This window comes from Janthinobacterium saanense, from assembly GCF_014200675.1.
GTDB lineage: Bacteria > Pseudomonadota > Gammaproteobacteria > Burkholderiales > Burkholderiaceae_D > Janthinobacterium.
In genome coordinates this window covers 142,309-160,170 of record NZ_JACHCI010000006.1, presented here as the reverse complement: position 1 = coordinate 160,170, position 17,862 = coordinate 142,309, and the positions used below count along the sequence as shown (strand labels likewise).

General features: G+C 60.0%; 13 protein-coding genes. 4 read left to right on the top strand and 9 right to left on the bottom strand.

Features of this window, described 5'->3' with window-relative positions; all coding sequences use genetic code 11:
• Positions 1–402 precede the first annotated feature (402 nt).
• Complete coding sequence (locus HDE72_RS11340) at positions 403–2,085, top strand: serine hydrolase (protein WP_183740661.1); 1,683 nt, start codon at positions 403–405, stop codon at positions 2,083–2,085.
• A 229-nt stretch (positions 2,086–2,314) separates the two neighbouring features.
• Positions 2,315–4,627, top strand: coding sequence for a TonB-dependent siderophore receptor (locus HDE72_RS11335; RefSeq protein ID WP_311735227.1), 2,313 nt, complete (start codon positions 2,315–2,317; stop codon positions 4,625–4,627).
• Here HDE72_RS11335 and HDE72_RS11330 read toward each other — a convergent pair.
• From HDE72_RS11330 to HDE72_RS11320, 3 genes are all read right to left on the bottom strand, one after another.
• Positions 4,624–5,142 carry a winged helix-turn-helix transcriptional regulator gene (locus tag HDE72_RS11330; RefSeq protein ID WP_183740654.1) on the bottom strand — a complete coding sequence of 173 codons (519 nt, stop codon included), beginning with the start codon at positions 5,140–5,142 and terminating at the stop codon, positions 4,624–4,626. The two genes, HDE72_RS11335 and HDE72_RS11330, sit on opposite strands and share 4 nt — an antisense overlap.
• Positions 5,143–5,241: 99 nt before the next feature.
• Positions 5,242–6,825: a DHA2 family efflux MFS transporter permease subunit gene (locus tag HDE72_RS11325; protein WP_183740651.1), complete on the bottom strand. Its 1,584-nt coding sequence runs from the start codon at positions 6,823–6,825 to the stop codon at positions 5,242–5,244.
• Positions 6,822–7,916 (bottom strand): HlyD family secretion protein, encoded by a 1,095-nt coding sequence (locus HDE72_RS11320; protein ID WP_183740649.1) that lies wholly within the window; start codon positions 7,914–7,916, stop codon positions 6,822–6,824. The genes HDE72_RS11325 and HDE72_RS11320 overlap by 4 nt, the downstream gene beginning before the upstream one ends.
• A 138-nt stretch (positions 7,917–8,054) precedes the next feature.
• Between HDE72_RS11320 and HDE72_RS11315 the strand changes: the two genes are divergently transcribed.
• Both HDE72_RS11315 and HDE72_RS11310 read left to right on the top strand, forming a co-directional pair.
• On the top strand, positions 8,055–9,518 hold the full coding sequence (locus HDE72_RS11315; protein ID WP_183740645.1) for an efflux transporter outer membrane subunit: 1,464 nt from the start codon (positions 8,055–8,057) through the stop codon (positions 9,516–9,518).
• A gap of 100 nt (positions 9,519–9,618) precedes the next feature.
• Complete coding sequence (locus tag HDE72_RS11310) at positions 9,619–10,986, top strand: NAD-dependent succinate-semialdehyde dehydrogenase (protein WP_183740642.1); 1,368 nt, start codon at positions 9,619–9,621, stop codon at positions 10,984–10,986.
• A gap of 284 nt (positions 10,987–11,270) precedes the next feature.
• Here HDE72_RS11310 and HDE72_RS11305 read toward each other — a convergent pair whose 3' ends face one another.
• From HDE72_RS11305 to HDE72_RS11280, 6 genes are all read right to left on the bottom strand, one after another.
• Complete coding sequence (locus tag HDE72_RS11305; RefSeq protein ID WP_183740639.1) at positions 11,271–13,073, bottom strand: PhoH family protein; 1,803 nt, start codon at positions 13,071–13,073, stop codon at positions 11,271–11,273.
• A gap of 298 nt (positions 13,074–13,371) precedes the next feature.
• Positions 13,372–13,842: a peroxiredoxin gene (locus HDE72_RS11300; protein ID WP_183740636.1), complete on the bottom strand. Its 471-nt coding sequence runs from the start codon at positions 13,840–13,842 to the stop codon at positions 13,372–13,374.
• Positions 13,843–13,916: 74 nt separating this feature from the next.
• Positions 13,917–14,876 carry a polysaccharide deacetylase family protein gene (locus HDE72_RS11295; RefSeq protein ID WP_183740633.1) on the bottom strand — a complete coding sequence of 320 codons (960 nt, stop codon included), beginning with the start codon at positions 14,874–14,876 and terminating at the stop codon, positions 13,917–13,919.
• Positions 14,876–15,928: a bifunctional UDP-4-keto-pentose/UDP-xylose synthase gene (locus tag HDE72_RS11290; RefSeq protein WP_183740630.1), complete on the bottom strand. Its 1,053-nt coding sequence runs from the start codon at positions 15,926–15,928 to the stop codon at positions 14,876–14,878. Before HDE72_RS11290 ends, HDE72_RS11295 begins: the two co-directional genes overlap by 1 nt.
• A 21-nt stretch (positions 15,929–15,949) precedes the next feature.
• Positions 15,950–16,858 carry a formyltransferase gene (locus tag HDE72_RS11285; RefSeq protein WP_183740627.1) on the bottom strand — a complete coding sequence of 303 codons (909 nt, stop codon included), beginning with the start codon at positions 16,856–16,858 and terminating at the stop codon, positions 15,950–15,952.
• Positions 16,858–17,853, bottom strand: a complete 996-nt coding sequence (locus tag HDE72_RS11280; protein ID WP_183740624.1) for a glycosyltransferase — start codon at positions 17,851–17,853, stop codon at positions 16,858–16,860. Before HDE72_RS11280 ends, HDE72_RS11285 begins: the two co-directional genes overlap by 1 nt.
• Between the last annotated feature and the right edge of the window lie 9 nt (positions 17,854–17,862).

Here is a 17,862-nt window from a genome sequence, read left to right as displayed (position 1 = left end):
AGCAGTATAGGCCGCGGTCTTGCAGTCGGCAAATTCATAGTTGCGATAGGTGTTATTCATTTTCCGAATGAATCTCAACATGTGTAGGGCGACAGGTAGCGCTGGTAGGAGCGTATTGCCCACAGGGCCAGGCGCCGGCTGTATGCGGCTAGCGTAAAAATAAATATCCTTATTTGTTTGTGGTAAGGCCGAGTGTAATGGAATGCATCGGCATGCGTCACCAAAATTTCCGGATGCTAACTTGGAAATAATTTCCAAAGTGATAAATGGAGAGAATTACAAGCGGAGCGTCTGATACCCTGAGTTTACTTCTTAGAAATATTTTCTAAGACGCAACGTCAAACCGATCGCCGCCGTCCGGGCACGGCCATGTTTGTTCATCTTCTTTTGGAAAGTGTTTGCATGTGTAAAGTTTCCAGCATTTGTCTCGCCGCCCTGATCCTGTTGCAAACACCTTCCACCTGGGCCGACCAGCCGGCTCCCCTGAGTCAGCGCCAGCAAGCGCTGGCCGCCCAGATCGACGCCAGTATCGCCCCCTACTTCAAGTCCACCGAACCGGGTGCCGTGGTGATCGTCGTCAAAGATGGCCAGCCATTGCTGCGCAAGGCGTATGGCCTGGCCAGCGTCAAGGAGGGGCAGCCGTTGACGCCTGACATGTCGCTGCGCCTGGGGTCGGTGTCCAAGCAATTCACGGCCGTCGCCATCCTGATCCTGGCTGACCAGGGCAAGCTGGCGCTGAGCGATGACATCACCCGCTTCTTGCCCGACTATCCCACCCACGGCAAGAAGATCACGATAGAGCAGTTGCTGACGCACACCTCCGGCATCCACGACTACACCATCAAGCCTGAATTCGTGCCCAACAGCAGCAAGGATTTGAGCGTGGCGCAGATGATCGATTTCTTCAAGAACGATCCGCTCGACTTTGAACCGGGTTCGCAGTGGCGCTACAGTAGTTCCGGTTATTTCCTGCTGGGCGCAATTATTGAAAAGGCATCGGGCCAGCCCTACGCCAAGTTTGTCGAGCAGCAGATTTTCGTGCCGCTGGGCATGAACGACACGGCCTACGAAGGTCATGAACGCGCGCCCGTCAAGCGTGCCGCCGGGCACATCCGTTCAGGCGACGCCTATGTGCCGAATTTGCCGTTGAGCATGAGCCAGCCTTATTCTGCCGGTGCGCTGGTGTCGACCGTGGATGACCTGGCCCGCTGGGATGCCGCCATCTCCGAAGGCAAGCTGCTCAAGGCTGCCACCTGGCAACAGGCGTTTACGCCCGCTAAATTGAACGACGGCAAGGCTACCCGCTATGGCTACGGATGGATGCTGGGCACCTGGCAAAATTCGCCCGTGATCCATCATGGCGGCGGCATCAACGGCTTTGCCACCTATGCGATGCGCTTGCCGAAGGAAAAAGTGTATGTGGCCGTGCTGGAAAACTCTGACACGGGCCTGGTCGACCCCGATGTGGTGGCGCGCAAGGCAGCCGCTGTCGCGGTTGGCCGGCCGTATCCGGAAATCAAGGTCATCACGCTCAAGCCCGCCATTCTCGACGCCTACGCGGGCGTGTATAAAATCAGTGACAACGCTGGCTACACGATCCGCAACTTCGAAGGCAATCTGCTGCTGCAACGCACGGGCCGTCCCGCGCAACGCCTGCTGGCTTATTCGCCGAATGGCTTCCTGATTGAAAACACCCTGACTACGGCCGAGTTCGAACGGGGACCGAAGGGCGAAGCGCAACTGATACTCAATGACGCAGGTGAATCGAAGTCGGTCTTTGAGCGCGCCAGCGTTGCCAAGCCGGCCCGCACTGTGGTCGCCATGACGAATGCGCAGTTCGACGCCTATGTGGGCAAATATGCGCTGGCGCCCCAGGTCTACCTGGAAGTGACGCGTGAAGGCGACAAGTTCTTTGCCCAGGTGACGGGTTTCCGCAAACTGACGATGCTGCCGATGAGTGATACGGCTTTCTTCTCGAATGACGTCGATGCGGAAGTACGTTTCAGCAAGGATGCCGACGGCAAGATCGAGCAACTGGTGCTGCGCCAGGAAGGGCAGGACATGCCGGCCAAGCGCGTCAACTGATCGTTGCTGCTTGCCACGCCTGCCTGCCAGCTTTTGCTGCCGGCGGGCATTTTTTTTTGCTCCGATCCTGACCGATACGCATTCTCAAGGCACCTGCTAAGTAGGGAAACATTTCAGCAGCTACTTTGAGAGGCACTACATGTCAGTTCGCAGCAAGCAACACCGTCGTCCATTGCAATCTCCAGTCTCCCGCGCCGTATCACTGGCCGTTTGCAGCCTGGCCCTGTCTGTGAGTGTGCCCGCCCTGGCGCAGGCTCAGGCGCTTACTGGCCAACAAGTACAGGGTACACGCCTGCTCTACAACATCCCCGCCGGCCCCTTGGCGCCCGCGCTGCGCAGCCTGGCCAGTGCCGCCAATGTCTTGCTGACCTACACGCCCGAGCAAGCCAGCGGCAAGAGTACGGCCGGCTTGCAAGGTCAGCACACGCCGCAGTCGGCCCTGGCCGCCTTGCTGGCAGGCACGGGTTTGCAGGCGGTGGAACTGGAAGCGGGCAGTTATGTGCTGCGCGCTGCGCCCCAGTCTGCCGCCCCGGCCCCCGAGAAGATGATGCCTTTGATTTCCGTCAGCGCCGCGCAGGATGCGGGCACGGCGACTGTCTCGCGCGGCTATGTGCCTATCAATGCCGCTGCCACCAAGATGGGCACGCCCCTGATCGAGACGCCGCGTGCAATTGCCGTCGTCACGCGCGAGCAGCTCAAGACCCAGGCGCCGAAAAGCATAGAACAGTCGCTGGCCTATACGGCGGGCGTGCTGACGGATGTGACCGGCGCCGACGTGCGCATGTCTGGCGCCACCATCCGCGGCTTCAGCGATGGCAGTTCGTATTACCAGGATGGCTTGAAATTCCTGTCGGCCGGCAGCTATGGCTCCTGGAATAGCAATATGGAAGATATCGACAGCGTGGAAGTGATCAAGGGACCGGCCTCGGTGTTTTATGGCCAGGGCCGTCCCGGTGGCATGATCAACGTTACCTCCAGGCTGCCTGAAGTGGATCACGTCAATAGCCTGGGTTTTTCAGTCGGCCGCTACCACCGCTACCAGCTGAACGCCGACCTGGGCGGTGCCATTGCTGGCAAGGATGATCTGCTGTACCGCGTCATCATGACGGGCCGCGACGCCGACGACCGTCCGCTCGATTCAAAGAACAACCGCGTCTCGATTTCGCCCTCGTTGCGCTGGGCCATTTCCGACCACACCAGCTTGACCTTGCTGGGCACGTATTCGCAAGAGCAGGGCACGCCGAAACCATGGTGGCCCAGCTTGTTCGTGTATCCGCAAATCAAGAATTTACCGGTCAGCCGCACGGCGGGCGATCCTTCCTTTGATTATTTCGACCGCGACACGCGCGCCCTCGGCTATCAGTTTGAGCACACCACGCAAAGTGGCTGGAAGCTGATGCAAAACTTGCGCTACTCGACCATCAAGGTGGGCTACCAGCATATCTATGCCATGGATTTGCTGGCCGATGGCCGCACGGCCACGCGCGGCAGCCTGGCGGAAAAAGTCGATGGCAAGACCCTGGCCGTCGATAGCCGCGCGCAGCAGGACTTTCGCTGGGGCGAGGTCGAGCACCGTTTCATCGTTGGCGTAGATTACCTGAAATACACTGAAAATGACGGCCTCGGTTTTGGCTGGGACGTGCCCAATCTCGACATCTATGCGCCCGTGTATGGACTGGCTATCGCCGCGCCGGAACTGGATTACACCGACACGCAGTTGAAGCAGACGGGCATGTATACCCTGAACCAGTTCAAATTGCGGCAATGGGTGGCCAACGTGAGCCTGCGCCACGACCGCGCGCGCACCACGCAAACGGGTTCATCGGCCACGCGCATGGATGACAGCGCCACCACGGGCAGCGCCGGCTTGCTGTATCTGTTAGCCCATGGTCTGGCGCCGTATGCCAGTTACGCCACGGCGTTCGATCCGGCCACGGGCCGCGACTTCAACGGCAAGGCTTTCGAGCCGCGCAAGGGCAAGCAAGTGGAGCTGGGCTTGAAATACCAGCCGGCAGGCAGCGCGACCATGCTGACGGCGTCCTTGTTTGACTTGAGGCAAAGCAATGTCACGACACCGGACCCGGATCACCCGCGCTCTTCCGTCCAGACGGGCGAAGTGCGCTCCACGGGGCTGGAACTGGAAGGCACGTTCAAGCCGTTCAGCGAGCTGAGCGTATTGACCGGCTATACCTATCTTGATCCGCGCACCACCCAGAGCAACCGTGCTTACGAGATCGGCCGCCAGACCTTGCAGACTGCGCGCCATGCAGCCAGCGTCTGGCTAGACTATCGTCCGATGGCCGTGCCCGGCCTGATGCTGGCCGGCGGCTTGCGCTACCGTGGCGCCTCGCCGTATAACGGTACGGCCGACGCGATCTATATGAATGACCCGTACACCCTGGCCGATATTGCCGTGGCGTATGAGACGGCCCGCTACCGCCTGGCCTTGAACATCGGCAACGTGTTCGACAAGAAATACTTTGGCGGCATCTTCCGTGGGGCGGAGCGTGAAGCGCTGCTCAGTTTGAAGGTCAACTTTTAAGCTTCTGTGAGGCCCAGGCGCTCACGCCGGCGCCGTTCGGCGTTGGCCAGGCGCTCGCGCATGGTGTCGCTGGCGGCGGGGCCGGGCGCCACCATGTAGTTGTCTTCCGTCAAGGGCCGTCGCGCTTCGGCATCGAACAGCACCGGCACGGCTGGGGCGCCCGTGACACGGTCCACCAGCTGCATGCGGACGCCGTCCGGTGAAAAATGTTTATTGCCCCAGCTAATGAGCGCGAACATGATGGGGCGGAAGGAGCGGCCCATCTCGGTCAGCAGGTATTCATGGCGCGGCGGTTTGTCCTTGTACAGGCGGCGTTCCAGCATGCCGTTCTCGACCAGGTCGTTCAAGCGGCGTGTCAGGATATTCGGTGCGATGCCCGTGCTTTTGACAAACTCATCGAAACGCGTCATGCCCTGGAAGGCATCGCGCAGTATCAGCATGCTCCAGCTGTCGCCGACGCGGCCCATGCTGCGCGCTATCGGGCACGGCATGTCGGAAAATTGCGTGGGTTTCATGACGGACTCCTTGTCGTATGCTTGCTGGCTTGTTGGGGTGGTGCTGCACAAGCGGCCGATTGTAACGGCTTGCCTGTGCAGACGCCACTTTCACGGCGTTTAATGTCCATCGGCGGACGGCGCTTTGGGCGGCGTCACCTTGCGCATCAGCGGACCGAGCAGGATGGCGATGACGAAGGCCACCATGATGTACAGGTAGATATCGCCAAAACTCTGGGTTTGCGCCTCGCGGTAGGTCAGCGCCCCTAGCTGCTGCAGGGCGCCCGTGTGCGCCGTCCAGTCGTCGTTGCCCAAGGCCACCATGCTGCTGGCCGTATGGCTCAGCATGCCATTCATCGCTTCATTGCCGCCATTTAAATGTTCGGCCAGCCGCAGGAAATGCAGATTGGTGCGGTCGTTCAAAATCGTGGCGCACAGGGCGATGCCGATTGCGCCGCCCAGGTTGCGCATGGTATTGAACAGGCCGGAGGCCAGTTTCAGCCGCACCGGACTCAAGGCGCCCAAAGTCAGGGTCACGGTAGGCGCCACGGCAAATTGCTGGCCGATGCCGCGCAAGGCTTGCGGCAGCATCAACTGGGCTGCGCCCCAGTCGTGGGTAATCGGCGCAAAATTGTACATCGACAGGGCGAAGCAGCCGAGGCCGAACATCATCAGCCAGCGCAGGTCGACCCGGTTGCCCAGTATGGTGTAAAAGGGAATCGACATGATCTGGAACACGCCGGTGGAAAACACGGCCAGTCCGATATCGAGCGCGCTGAAACCGCGTACCCTGCCCAGGAACAATGGCGTCAAGTAAATGGTGGCGAAGATGCCCACGCCGGTCACAAAGGAAAAGAAACAGCCGAGCGCGAAGTTGCGGTCTTTCAAGGCGCGCAAATCGACGATCGGGTGTTCGTAGACCAGGCTGCGCCAGATAAAGCCGATGCCGCATAAACCTGAAATCCAGGCCGTGGTGAGTATCACCGAATCGCCCAGCCAGCCCAGCCGTGGGCCTTCTTCCAAGGTGTATTCGAGGCAGCCCAGAAATAGCGCCATCAGCAGCATGCCCAGGTAATCGGCGTTGCGCAGCAGGGAGCGGTCGCCACGGTCGATGCGCACCAGCATGGGCACGACCACGGCAACAAAAATGCCGGGCACCAGGTTGACGAAAAACAGCCAGTGCCAGGACGTATGGTCGGTGATAAAGCCGCCGACAGTCGGCCCCAGGGTGGGCGCCAGCGAGGCGATGCCGCCCACGGTGGCGGCGGCAATGACCCTTTGCTTGCCCTGGAAAAAGTAAAAGGCCGTGCTGAATACCAAAGGGATCATCGAGCCGCCCAGGAAACCCTGCAGCGCGCGGAAGGCGATCATGCTCTGGATATTCCAGGCCAGGCCGCACAGCATGCTGGCCACCGTAAAGCCGGCGGCCGAGGCGGCAAACAGCCAGCGCGTCGACATCACGCGCGACAGCCAGCCCGACATCGGGATGACGATGATTTCAGCGATCAGATAGCTGGTTTGCACCCACACGGTTTCATCGGCACCGGCCGACAGCCCGCCGCCGATATCGCGCAGCGAGGCCGAGACAATCTGGATATCGAGCAGGGCGATAAACATGCCGGCGCACATGGTGGCGAAAGCCAGAATTTTCTGGCTTTGCGTCAACTCCCGTGGTTGCCACGGGGTAGCATTTACGCCACTCATTTTGTCACCGCTGCCATGAGTGGCCGCACGTCCACTTCCGCACTGACCGACAAGCCCGGGCGCAAGGTGCCCAGGGTGGCGTCTTTGGCGTCGAGCGCGATGCGCACGGGCACGCGCTGCACGATCTTGGTGAAATTGCCGGTCGCATTTTCAGCAGGCAATACGCTGAACTGGGCGCCCGTGGCGGGCGCCAGGCTGGCCAGGGTGCCGTGGAACACATGGCCGGGCAGCACGTCGGCGGCGATGCGCACGCGTTGGCCCGCCTGCATGCCGGCCAGCTGGCTTTCCTTGAAGTTGGCGTCTATCCATAAACCGTGGGCCGGCACCAGGGACAGCAACTGGCTGCCAGCGGCCGCATAAGCGCCATTGCGCGCGCGGCGGTTGCCGATGCTGCCATCGATCGGTGCGCGCAACACCGTGTAGCCCAGATTGAGGCGGGCCGTCTCGCGCACGGCCGCCGCTTGCGCCAGCGCCGCTTCAGCTTGCTGCTTGCGAGTGCCGATTACGTCCAGCTCGCGCTCGGCCGCCAGCACCTGCGCCTGGTTTTTCTTGTCGCCCGCCAAGGCTTGCTGATACTCGGCGTTGGCTTTTTGCGCGCTTTGCTGCGACACGGCTGCTTTAGCCGCGAGGTTTTGATAGCGCAGCTGATCTTCGCGCGCGCGCGTGGTTTCGGCGCTACTGGCGGCCAGCCCGGCATGTGCCTGGGCAATTACCGCCTGCTGCAGCGCACGCGTCGCTTCCAGGTTGGCCAGCGCCGCTTGCGCCGCCGCCACCGCGCCTTCGGCATGGTCCAGCGCGGCGCGGTAATCGCGGTCGTCCAGCCTGGCCAGCACATCGCCAGCGTGCACCACCTGATTATCGCTGACCAGCACTTGCTCGATATAGCCAGGCACCTTGGCCGTGATGACGGTGATATCGCCGCCCACATAGGCATCGTCGGTTTCTTCCAGGAAACGCCCTTCTTGCCACCAATGGGCGCCATACCAGATGGCGCCGACGGCGACAACGATGGCCAGCGGCAGCAGCACGCGGCGCTTCTTGCTCGATGGAGGAGGGAGGTTGGCCGCTGCCGCTTCGGTATTGCTGCTCATGTCAGGTTTCCTTTATTTGATATTGCTTTCAATATGCAAGTAACTATATACTTGTCACTTGCAGTTTGCAAGTATGTTGAAATACCGGACTGGCTGTATTTTTTTTGCGGCAACACGCTGCATCACAGGGAGTGAACTATGAACAATCGTATCGATGGCGTGCGGCCGTTCAGCTTGCGCAGTGGGGCAAGCGCCTTGCTGGCCATGTTGCTGGCCGGCTGCGTGGCGGGACCGGATTACCGTGCGCCGGAAGCAGCGATGCCGGCCAGTTATCAGGGCCAGGCGAAACTCGACGGACACAATGGGCGCAAGGAAAGCTTGCCCGCGCCGGCGCTCGATGCCTGGTGGAATGGTTTCAATGATCCCGCGCTTGAACGCATCATCCAACGCGTGCTGGCGCAAAACCTGGACCTGGACGCTGCCATGGCGCGCGTCGCCCAGGCGCGCGCGGCAGCCAATGAAGCGGGCGCGCGGCAATTGCCCTCGGGCGATTTGAATGCCAGCGTGGCCCGCCAGCACCAGTCCCTGCAAAGCCCGCTGGGCTTGATCGCCAGCAACTTGCCAGGCTATGCACGTTATCAATCGATTTACGACGCCGGCGTGGGCGACAGCTGGGAGCTGGACCTGGCTGGCGGCTTGAAGCGGGGCACGGAAAACGCCGTGGCTGAAGCGCAGGCGGCCGAAGCCGATCAACTGGGCGTGCGTATTTCCGTCGCGGCCGAAGCGGCCGATGCGTATTTCCGCGTGCGCGGTGCGCAACGCCGCATCGTCACGGCGCAGCAGCAGGTCGATGCCAATCAGCAGTTGCTGGAACTGGTGCGTTTGCGCCAGGCCGATGGCTTGTCGGCCGAACGCGAAACAGCCCAGGCCGAAGCCGTGCTGGCGCAGGCCAAGGCAACCATGCCACCGTTGACGACCGAACGCGATATCCAGCTGAACCGGCTGGACGTGCTGATGGGCACCCAGCCCGGTACGTATGCCGGGGAGTTAAAAGGCGCCGCGCCGGATATTGCCACGCCAGCCATTGCCAGCTCGCACGGTCCAGCCGATCTGCTGCGCCGCCGTCCCGACGTGATCGCCGCCGAGCGCCGCCTGGCTGCCTCGAATGCACTGATCGGTGTGGCCAGCGCGCAATATTATCCATCGTTGTCGCTGTCGGCCTTGCTGGGGCTGTCCAGCCTGGGCAGCAGCGGACTGGTGTCGGCAGCGTCCTTTCAACCGCAGGCGGTAGCGGGCTTGCGCTGGCGCTTGTTTGACTTTGGCAAGGTCGACGCTGAAGTGGCGCATGCCAAGGGGGCCCACGCTGAAGCGCTGGCCGTGTACCGCAAAGCCATGCTGCGCGCCACCGAAGACGTGGAAAACGCCATCGTCAGCCTGAGCGGACTGGAAGCGGAGCAACTGGAAGTGGCGCGGCAGGTGGCGGCCGAACAGCGCGCCCGCGATGCGGCGCAGGCAAGCTACCTGGGCGGCGCCAGCAGCCTGTATGAAGTGCTGCAGGAAGACCGGCAATTGCTGGCTGCCCGCGATCAGCTGGTGCGCATCCATGCCGACCAGGCGCGCGCGGCGGTGGCAGTATTCCGTGCCTTGGGCGGCGGCTGGTAGTGAGCTAAAGGATGTGTGCGCTATGTACGTCTGCGCACCGTCCTGATTCCTGGTGGGCGCGATACTGGCTGTCTTCGCACTGCACACCACAGGATAGACCATGACTTATCAGACCACCAATCCCTACAGCGAACAAGTTGTTGAGACTTTTACCAGCCACACTGATGCACAGCTCGACAATATGCTGGCCGTGGCGGCCGATCTGTATGAAACCGACTGGCGCCAGCGCAGCTACGCCGAGCGCAAGACCATCGTCAAACTGGCTGCCGCCTTGCTCAAGGAACGGCGCGACGAGTTTGCCAAATTGATTACGCTGGAAATGGGCAAGCTGTTCAAGGAAGCGCAGCAGGAAGTGTCGCTGTGCGTCAAGATTCTCGATTATTACGCGGATAATGCCGAAACCTTCCTGGCGCCAAAGTCTATCGATGTCAAACGCGGCGAAGCCCACGTTGAAATCAGTCCGCTGGGCGTCATCTTTTGTGTCGAGCCGTGGAATTTCCCGTATTACCAACTGGCCCGCGTGGCTGGCCCGAATTTGATGGCAGGTAATACCTTGCTCGTCAAACATGCGTCCAATGTGCCGCAATGCGCACTGGCTTTCGAGCAATTGTTCATCGACGCTGGTGCGCCGGTCGGCGCCTACACGAATGTGTTCATCAGCAGCGAACAGGTGGCGAGCGCCATTCTTGACCCGCGCGTCAAGGGCGTGGCGCTGACCGGCAGCGAACGGGCCGGCGCCTCTGTGGCGGCCACGGCTGGCAAGGCATTGAAGAAAAGCACCATGGAACTGGGCGGCAGCGATGTCTTCATCGTGCTCGATGACGCCGACCTCGATACCGCCGTCAAGCTGGCGGTGATTGGCCGCATGCAAAATTCCGGCCAGGTGTGTACGGGTTCCAAACGTTTCATCCTCGATGAGAAGATCGCCGATAACTTCCTCGCCCGTTTCCAGGCCGAACTGGCAAAACTGCTGCCGGGCGATCCGATGGAAGCCTCGACCACCCTGGCGCCCATGTCCAGCCTGGCCGCGCTGGAACTAGCCTTGAAGCAAGTTGGCCAGGCGCTCGAAGGCGGCGCCAAGGTGATGTTGGGTGGCAAGCGCATAGCCCGCAGCGGTTATTTCATGGAGCCGACCATCCTTACCGATGTGGCGCCATCGAACCCCGTCTATTACCAGGAATTTTTTGCGCCGGTAGCGATGATTTTCCGCGTCAGGAATGAGCAAGAGGCCATCACCCTGGCCAATGATTCGCCCTTCGGCCTGGGCGGCACGGTCATTACTAAAGACATTACGCGTGGCAAGCGCATCGCCAGCCAGATCGACACGGGCATGGTGTTCATCAATTCGCCTGCCGTCACGGCGCCGGAACTGCCGTTCGGCGGCGTCAAGAATTCCGGTTACGGCCGTGAATTGTCTGACCTGGGCATCATGGAATTCGTGAACCGGAAACTGGTGCTGGTGGGCTAGGGTAGGTATTTGCGCCTCGCGGCACCCGCTAGATGATTTTTTGCAAGACGTGATAAGCATCATGATGAGCGAGGAAAGCCGCGGATCAATATTGTTCGCCTCAGTCCGCTAGCCTGGCGTGTTACGCCCAGCAGATGGATTAAATTATCATGATGCTACTCTGATGTATTTGTATGAGTAGTAAGTGTGGCATTTGTTCTTTGTTAGAGATAAAAAAGCCCCGCTGGCATCGCTGCCAGCGGGGCTTTTGTTTGCAACTGCGGCTTGTGCCGCGGTGGCTATGCTTACAGTACTTCGCTGGCGTGATCGGCCAGGCGCGAACGCTCGCCACGCGCCAGGGTCACGTGACCGCTGTGCGACCAGCCCTTGAAGCGGTCAACCACATAGGTCAGGCCGCTCGAGCCTTCCGTCAGGTAAGGCGTATCGATCTGGGCGATGTTGCCCAGGCACAGGATTTTCGTGCCGGGACCGGCGCGCGTGACCAGGGTCTTGACCTGTTTCGGCGTCAGGTTTTGCGCTTCATCGATGATCAGGAACTTGTTCACGAAGGTGCGGCCGCGCATGAAGTTGAGCGACTTGATCTTGATGCGCGAGCGTATCAGGTCTTGCGTTGCCGCACGGCCCCATTCGCCGCCATCGGAGTCGGACTTGTTCAGCACTTCCAGGTTGTCGTCGAATGCGCCCATCCATGGCGACATCTTTTCTTCTTCCGTGCCTGGCAGGAAGCCGATGTCTTCACCGACCGGCACCGTCACGCGGGTGACGATGATTTCGTTGTAGAGCTTGGTTTCCAGCACTTGCGCCAGGCCGGCGGCCAGGGCCAGCAGGGTCTTGCCGGTACCGGCCTGGCCCAGCAGGGTGACGAAGTCGCATTCCGGATTCATCAGCAGGTTCAGGGCGAAGTTCTGCTCGCGGTTGCGCGCCGTTACGCCCCACACATTGTTTTTCGTGTGGCTGAAGTCGCGCAAGGTTTGCAGCACGGCCGTCTTGCCGTTGATCTGTTTCACCTGGCCATAGAACGGCGCTTCGCCGTTTTTCGGTTCCAGGTAAATGAACTGGTTGACCAGCATCGAAGGCACGAACGGACCCGTCACGCGGTAGAAGGTGGAGCTGTAGCCGTTCTTGCTTTCTTGCCAGGATTCCATGTCCTTGCCATGCTTGTTCCAGAAATCGTCAGGCAATTGCACGATGCCCGAATACAGCAAGTCCGTGTCTTCCAGCACATGGTCATTGAAGTAATCTTCGGCCGGCAAGCCCAGCGCGCGCGCCTTGATGCGCATATTGATGTCTTTCGACACCAGCACCACGGGGCGGCCTTCCTGTTCCGATTCCAGCGAACGCACCACGGCCAGGATCTGGTTATCGGCCTTGCCAACTGGCAAGCCAGCAGGCAGATCGGCACTTTGCAAACGCGTCTGGAAGAACAAACGGCCCTTGGCGTCCTTGTTGCCCAGTTTGGACAGCAAGATGCCTTGCTCGATGGCGTCGTCATCCGTATTGCTGATCAGGGCGTCGAGCGTGCGCGACACCTGGCGGGCGTTGCGCGCGACTTCCGTCATGCCCTTCTTGTGGTTGTCCAGCTCTTCCAGGGTCATCATCGGCAGGTAGACATCGTGTTCCTCGAAGCGGAACAGCGACGATGGATCGTGCATCAGCACATTGGTGTCGAGCACGAACAGCTTGCTGATGCCGCGCTGGTCGGCGGCGCGGCTGGCCGACGATTTCAGCTGTACTTCGACGGCCTTGTGCTTGGCTGGATGCGGCTGTTCCGCCTGCTTCGCAGACTTGATCGGCGTGACCTTGGCACTCGGCGCCTTGGCCTTTGGTGCAGGCGCTGGTGCAGCGACAGCTGGTGCTGCTTGTGCGGCCGGCGCCGGCTTGGCGACCATCAGGGCCGCTACTTGCTTGATCTTGGTGGCGGCATTGCGTACCGGTTTGGCTACTTCGGCCAGCGCCGCTTCAATGACGGGTGCTGCAACTTTCTTGGCAGCCGGGCTCTTGCCGGCCGGGCGCGCGGCGCCTGCGGTTGGGTAATCTTGTGTTGCCAGGATGGTGGCTGGCTTGCTAGGTATTTTTGGCAGTGGCATCAGGATCTCAATCAAAAAATTTCTGGAATGAATCGCCCACGGGCAGCCAGCTTCTGGCGGCGTCTCATGGGGTCGATGCGATGAACAACAATGGATACTGGACGAATGTTAAGGGACGATATGACTGCCGACAGGCCGGCCAGATGGCCGGGAAGGAGCGCCAGTGGCGGGCGGTAGGCCCGTCTGGCGAAGTGGGAAGAGGCGTTGCGTTGACTCAAGATTGCGATCTGTACAGTGAACTGGAAGACGGGTTGAGTGACGTTTTTGCTGAGAGCTGGCAACGCATACGATCAACTGATCAGTTCAGATGCGCTACGAATTCCAGCACTTCTTCTACGTGAGTGGCGACCTTCACGCCTCTCCATTCTTTCACCAATCGGCCCTTTGCGTCAATAATAAACGTACTGCGCTCGACACCGCGTACCGTCTTGCCATACATCTGTTTCATCTTCATGACGTTGAACAGCAGGCAAACGGCTTCGTCCGGATCGGAAATCAATTCGAACGGCAGTTCCAGCTTGGCTTTGAAATTCTCGTGCGAGCGCAGGGAATCGCGGCTGATGCCATAGATTTCCGCGCCGGCGGCGAGAAATTGCGGATGCGCGTCGCGGAAGGCCATGTTTTCAGTCGTGCAACCTGGAGTGTTGTCTTTTGGGTAAAAAAACAGCACCGTGGTCTTGGCTGGACGGCCCAGCAACTGAAAGGTTTTGCCGCTGGTCATGGCGGCGCTAAAGTCGGGTAGGCTTACGAGGGATTGGCTATCAGCCACAGGTTCTCTCCTGAACGGTGATCATCAGCGCTGTTTTTATCCTGGCAACGCATCCAGGTGGAACAATACAACATTCAGGCAGCTTTGCCCTGCACAATCAGGCGTCCCGAACGGCCTGGCAGTTCACCCCAGGTGACGGGGCAGATGGGCAATTCCGTGTCTTTTACTTTTTCATAATAATCGCCCATGGAGGCGAATTCATAGCCCTGGGCTTTCCAGCCTGTCAGCAACTGCTCGAAAATGGGGGCAAGTTTCTGTCCTTCAAGTTCCGCATGCAAGGTATACACATGGTCGCGGCGATTTTCTGCCGTCAACGCCAGGATATGCTCGGCGACATTGGCCGTTGAGAGCGTCTTGCCATCGATTTCGCAGCCCAGCAGCTCATCCAGGGTGGGCAGGGTAGTGGGCAATTGCACGCATTTGAGCAAGGTATTGCCATTGCGCAGACGGTGCGGACCATTGCCCGGATACACCATTGCACCGCGCTCATCGAGGATGGCGCGGCCATCGGAGGCATAGCGGTAGCCTGCCGTGTCATGTTCGACAAAGGCGCTGACATTCATTTGCCAGCCGGCCGCGCCATGCGTGTGCGGCTCTGTTCCGAACACTTGCTGATAGCGGGTGGCGGCCTTGCGCATCATGCCGATGGTCCAGGCAGCGCCGCGCTTGGCAACGTTGTCTTGCCACAAGGTGTGATCCCAGGTGTGGATGCCGCATTCAAAGCCGGCATCGCGCACGGCGCGCAGTTCTTGCACACATTGCTTGCCGATATCGGGGCCGGGAAGCAATGTGCCGTACATCAATGTTTTCAAGCCATAGTGCTCGACCACCGAAGTGCGCGACACCTTGCTGAAAAAGCCAGGTCTCAGCGCGCGCCGCAAGGCCCATCCCGTATGGTCGGGGCCCAGCGAAAACAAAAAGGTGGCGCGGGCCTGGTGCGCGGCCAGCATGCGCACCAGCTTGCCCATGCCTTCACGCGTGCCGCGATAGGTATCGACGTCGATTTTCAGGGTCAGTAAGGGCTTGCTCAACATTAATCCATCAGGGCTTTGGCTTGGGCTACCTGGCTGCGGTAGGCGTCGAAAATGTTGCGCAGCGAATCGGCCATGGTGGTGGTCGGCGCCCAGCCCAGCTCTTCGCAGGTATTGGTGATTTTCGGCACGCGGTTCTGCACGTCCTGGTAACCGGCGCCATAGTAGGCGCCCGAGGTCGTTTCCACGATTTTTACGTGTTTCGCGCCTTCGGCGTATTCCGGATATTCGGCAGCCAGGGTCAGCATCATGCCGGCCAGTTCGCGGATCGAATAGTTGTTGGTCGGGTTGCCGATGTTGTAGATCTTGCCGCTGGCTACGCCATTCTTGTTGGCGATGATGCGGATCAGCGCATCGATACCGTCATCGATGTAAGTGAACGCACGTTTTTGCGCGCCGCCATCGACCAGCGAGATGTTTTCACCGCGTACGATATGGCCAAAGAACTGCGTCACGACGCGCGAAGAACCTTCTTTAGGCGTGTGGATCGAGTCCAGGCCGGCGCCGATCCAGTTGAATGGACGGAACAGCGTAAAGTTCAAGCCTTCCATGCCGTAGCCCCAGATCACGCGATCCATCAATTGCTTGGCGTTCGAGTAGATCCAGCGCGGTTTGTTGATCGGGCCGCAGATCAGTTCCGAGTTTTCCGGATCGAACTCTTCGTCGTGGCACATGCCATACACTTCCGAAGTCGATGGGAAGACCAGGTGCTTGCCGTATTTGGCGGCCGAACGCACGATAGGCAGGTTGGCTTCGAAGTCCAGTTCGAATACGCGCAGCGGTTGCTTGACGTAGGTCGATGGCGTGGCAATGGCTACCAGCGGCAGGATCACGTCGCATTTCTTGACGTGGTATTCCACCCATTCCTTGTTGATCGTGATGTCGCCTTCGAAGAAGTGCATGCGCGATTTATACGCTTCGTTGTCCAGCAGTTCGGTGATGCGGTCCGTGTTCATGTCCATGCCATAGACATGCCAGTCGGTGGTTTCCAGGATGCGTTTGGACAGGTGGTGGCCGATGAAGCCGTTGACGCCTAAGATGAGGACTTTTTTCATATGAGATTCTCTATGTAATGTTCAGTGTGCGCTGACGGGGGCGGCCAGGCGGCTTTGCAGCTGTGCAGCGGAAATCGCTGCGTCGCCAGCCGTCAATGCGGAAATGGCAAGCATGTGGCCGTCTCCGCAAACGCCAAAGATGCAATTATCCACTACTGCCAAGCCCGGTGGCAAACTTCCCGCAGGACGCAGGCTCAAACGGGCTTTTTCGATAATGTAAACGACATTATTTACTTCGGTAAAGGCGCCTGGATACGGCGGCGCCACGGCGCGGTGCAAGTTGTACACTTGTTGCGCAGGCAAGGTCCAGTCGATGCGGCCATCTTCCGGCTTGCGTCCGCCGAAGTAGCCGCCCTGGCGCAAATCGTTCAGCTGGCGCGGCGCCGTACCGTCCAGCAAGGCAGGCAGCACGTTCCACAGGGTTTGTTCGGCGGCCACGGTGACTTTGCCAAACACTTCAAACGCCGTGTCGTCGGGCAAGATCGGCACGGCCGTCTGCGCCACGATGGCGCCCGCGTCCGGCTTGACCGTCATTTCATGCAAGGTGGCGCCAGTTTCCGTGGCGCCATGCAGCACCGCCCAGTTGACGGGAGCGCGGCCACGGAATTGCGGCAGCAGCGAGCCGTGCATATTATAGGCGGGAGCGACTTCCAGTATGCTAGCCGGCAACATGTTGCGGTAGTAAAAACTGAACAGCATGTCCGGCTGCGCCTGCTGCACTTGCGCCAGCAGTTCCGGCGAGCGGGCGTCGGCTGGCGTGATGTAGGGGATGCCTTCGGCCTGGCACAGGCTGACGACGGACTCGAACCACAGGTTTTCCGTGGGGCTGTCTTCATGCGTGACGACCAGGGCGATATCCACGCCGCCGGCCAGCAGCACCTTGATGCAGCGCACGCCCACGTTGTGGTAGCCAAAAACGACGGCGCGCATCAGCGGCTCACCTGGCGCTTGTCCAGGCGCACATACGATGGCGCTTCCGATTCTGCCTGGACCATGCCGTCCTGCAAGATGGTCTGCACCACGTAGCGTGGGCGCGCGCGCACTTGCTGGAAGATGCGGCCCACGTATTCGCCCACCAGGCCGATGCCGAACAGAATCACGCCCATGAAGAAGAAGGCGATCGCGAACAGCGTAAACACGCCTTCGGCTTCCGCGCCCAGCAGGAAGCGGCGTATCAGCAGGAATACCACCAGCAGGGCCGAACCCAGCGACAGCGCCATGCCCAGCATGGAAAAGATTTGCAGCGGCACCAGCGAAAAGCCCGTCACCAGGTCGAAATTGAGGCGGATCAAGCTATACAGCGAGTATTTCGATTCGCCGGCCGAACGTTCCTCGTGCTCGACGGTAATTTCCGTCGGCTTGCGGGCAAAGGTGTAGGCCAGCGCCGGCACGAAGGTATTGACTTCGGCGCACTGGTTGACCAGGTCGATCACATTACGGCCATAGGCGCGCAGCATATTGCCCTGGTCGGTGATCTTGATATTCGTGATCTTTTCACGCAGGCGGTTCATCATTTTCGAGGCCAGCGTGCGCCAGGCCGAATCCTGGCGCTTGCGGCGGATCGAACCGACGTAGTCGTAGCCTTCGCGCATCTTTGCCACCAGATTGCCGATTTCCTCGGGCGGGTTTTGCAGGTCGGCGTCGAGCGTGATCATGATCTGGCCGCGCGAGGCTTCAAAGCCGGCCAGGATGGCCATGTGCTGGCCATAATTGCCGTTAAACAGCACCACCCGCGTCACATCGGGACGCTGGCGGAACTGTTCGGCCAGGATAGCCACCGAATTGTCGCGGCTGCCGTCGTTGATGAAGATGATTTCATAGCTGGTCTGCAGGGCGTCGAGGGCCGGATACAGGCGCGCGAACAGGGCGGCCAGGCCATCCTGTTCGTTGTAAATTGGAATGATAATGGACAGTTCAGGTTTCATCGGCACGCT